Genomic DNA, 3,028 nt, shown 5'->3' with positions numbered 1-3,028 from the left:
CCTTGGGGGATTGTGTACTTGTTGAGAAAATGGAAGCATTCCTGGCTGCTTTTCGGAAAATAAAAGCTAGGTTAATAATCTCGTGCCCGCAGATTGGCGGCACGGGATTTTTTTATAGCTGGAATATGGTGACCTAAGGAATGTAAAAATCGTTGATATTTCACTGTTACGGACACTGTCACTAGAATGTAAGAAGTGGTGGGTATAATTCAAACTGTAATTATAATGACGAATGGAGCGAACCATTGTGAGCATATTGAGGACAGTGGATCTTAAGAAGGATTATGGCAAGGAGCCCAATCAGGTCAAAGCGCTTGATGGTGTTAATATTGAGATTAAAGAGGGCGAATTTGTTGCTATCGTTGGTACATCGGGCAGCGGCAAGTCGACTCTTCTTCATATGCTGGGAGGAAAGCATGAGCTCGCCGTGATGGAGAGCATTGGTATGACGAAACGTCAGCTACGAAACATGCTGCTATTAGAGGGGACCGGATATGCGGTCATATCTACACTGTTAATATCAACGCTTGGGACTTTAATTAGCTATGGTGCTTTTCATATATTCAGTCAAGAAGCTGATTATGCGATTTACACATTCCCAGCTATTCCTTTGATCACAGCTTTCGTTCTAGTGCTCGTCTCCTGTCTAAGTGTTCCAATTATTGCCTATAACCGTTCAAAGAAGATGAGCATCGTGGAACGATTGAGAGAATCGAGCTAATGAGGCTATAATAGTTAGTAAAGGGGTGAGCATTATGGCAAGGATTCTGATTATCGAAGACGATCATACTTAGCTAGGAAGATTATTATAGAGCAAGGCGGCTATATGAAGGTGAGCTCTGAACCGGGAATGGGGAGTACCTTTTCGATTTTTATCCCCATTGAGGTTTCGGGCTATCAAATAGAGTAATGAGGTGAAAGGGATGAAGTATGATTTTGATCGTATTGTAAATAGAAAAAATACTCGTTCTTTTAAATGGGACCAATCCAGCAGTCTGTTTGGGGGTGAAGACATTTTGCCTCTGTGGGTGGCGGATATGGATTTCGAGAGTCCGCTTGCTGTGAAAGAGGCATTAGTCAAGCGAGCAGCGCAAGGTACCTACGGGTACACCTACCGAACTGATGACTATCTGGAGGCCATTACAAATTGGTTTTCGAGAAGACATGGTTGGAAGATTGAATCAGAGTGGTTGACTGATACGCCGGGCGTTGTGCTTGCTTTGAGCCTTGCTATAGAACTGTTTAGTGAAGCGGGAGACAAAGTCATTCTGCAGTCTCCGGTGTACTTTCCGTTCTATGATGTTATTCAAAAAAATGGACGTGAAGTGGTTAGTAACCCTCTCGTCATTCAAGATGGCTGTTATTTAATGGACTACGTGCAGCTTGAACAATTGATGAAGGATGGGGCAAGATTAATGCTATTATGCAATCCGCATAATCCTGTTGGTCGGGTATGGAAACGTGAAGAGTTGGAGCGTCTTCAGCAACTCTGTCTGAAATATGGTGTCATTGTCATTTCTGATGAGATTCATTGCGATATAATTATGCCGGGAAACACGCATATTCCTTTCGCTTCTTTATCGTCGGAGATTGCCCAGCAAACAGTAACATGTACCGCTCCAACTAAGACATTTAACTTAGCTGGCTTGCAATCGGCATTCGTAGTAATTTCCAACTCGGAGCTTAAAACAAAATTCGATGCTAAAATGGAAACACTCCACTTGAAATCGATGAACTATTTCATTGAGGATGCTGTGACTGCTGCTTACAATGAGGGTGAGGAATGGCTGGATGAGCTGCTTGTTTATTTGCAAGGCAATGTAGACTTTGCTATAGAATACATGAACAAGCATTTGCCGGAAGTTAGACCTTTTCGTCCGGAAGGAACCATTTTGTTGTGGGTCGATTGCCGAGGCTTAGGTCTTGATATTGATGGTTTGAAGCAGCTTATGTATCAACAAGCTCGAGTTGCTTTTATTGAAGGCTCTGTTTTCGGAAAGGAAGCGGAGGGTTATTTGCGCATTAACTTGGCATGTCCGCGATCCATTTTGCATGAAGCACTAGAGAGATTTTGCGGTGCAGCCTCTAAACGGTCATAACGAGGTTCTGATACATTTCTCATCCGATGTTGGATATCTTATATGGATATAAAAATAAATGGAGAGAGTGATTTAAATGACTAACCCAGCCCTTAATAAAACGATTGTTCTGCGTTCACGGCCTGTAGGGATGCCCACGGACAATGATTTTGAATTCAAAGAGTCGTCTGTCGCAGCACCAGGCGAAGGACAGGTTGTCGTTCGTACCCACTATTTGTCTGTAGATCCTTATATGAGAGGAAGAATGAGTGACGCTAAGTCATATATAGAACCGTTTCGTTTGGATGAGGCGATTGTAGGCGGCGTTGTAGGTGAAATCGTGGAATCCAAATCAGATCAGTTTGCGGTTGGGGACAAGGTTATTGGCATGCTTGGCTGGCAGCTCTATAATGTTGTAAATACAACGGGTCTACGAAAGCTTGACGAGAAGCTTGCGCCTCTGTCAGCGTATCTTAGCGTTCTAGGTTTAACTGGGCTTACCGCATACTTTGGTTTACTTGATATCGGACAACCTAAGGAAGGAGAAACGGTCGTTGTATCAGGCGCAGCGGGAGCAGTGGGCATGATCGTCGGACAGATAGCTAAAATCAAAGGAGCGCGTGTGATTGGGATTGCGGGCTCGGATGAAAAAACACAATTTTTGAAGAACGAACTTCATTTTGACGAGACAATTAATTATAAAATGGTAGCTGATCTGAATCAGGCGATTGAACAGGCTTGCCCGGATGGTGTTGACGTATACTTTGATAATGTGGGCGGACCTATTTCTGATGCGGTGATGAATTTGCTAAATACCCATGCACGGATCGCTTTGTGTGGAGCCATATCTTCCTACAACAGTACGGATGGTGATCTAGRCCCTCGTATTCAAACCAAATTAATCAAAACTCGTTCACTCATCAAAGGCTTCGTACTCAGTGATTATGCAG

General features: G+C 43.4%; 3 protein-coding genes. All 3 read left to right on the top strand.

Annotated elements, in window-relative coordinates; all coding sequences use genetic code 11:
* Positions 1 to 247: 247 nt before the first annotated feature.
* Entirely contained in the window at positions 248 to 721 is a 474-nt protein-coding gene (locus AC1DWN_RS31390; protein ID WP_477562778.1) for an FtsX-like permease family protein, read from the top strand.
* A 202-nt stretch (positions 722 to 923) separates the two neighbouring features.
* Positions 924 to 2,099, top strand: coding sequence for a MalY/PatB family protein (locus AC1DWN_RS31385; RefSeq protein WP_477562777.1), 1,176 nt, complete (start codon positions 924 to 926; stop codon positions 2,097 to 2,099).
* Positions 2,100 to 2,175: 76 nt separating this feature from the next.
* Positions 2,176 to 3,028 (top strand): NADP-dependent oxidoreductase (locus tag AC1DWN_RS31380; RefSeq protein ID WP_477562776.1); only part of this gene is annotated, 853 nt, incomplete at its 3' end.

Source organism: Paenibacillus sp. P4_A7 (genome assembly GCF_056402455.1).
Note: the sequence above shows the minus strand (reverse complement) of the source record. Positions and strands in the feature narration are given on the sequence as shown.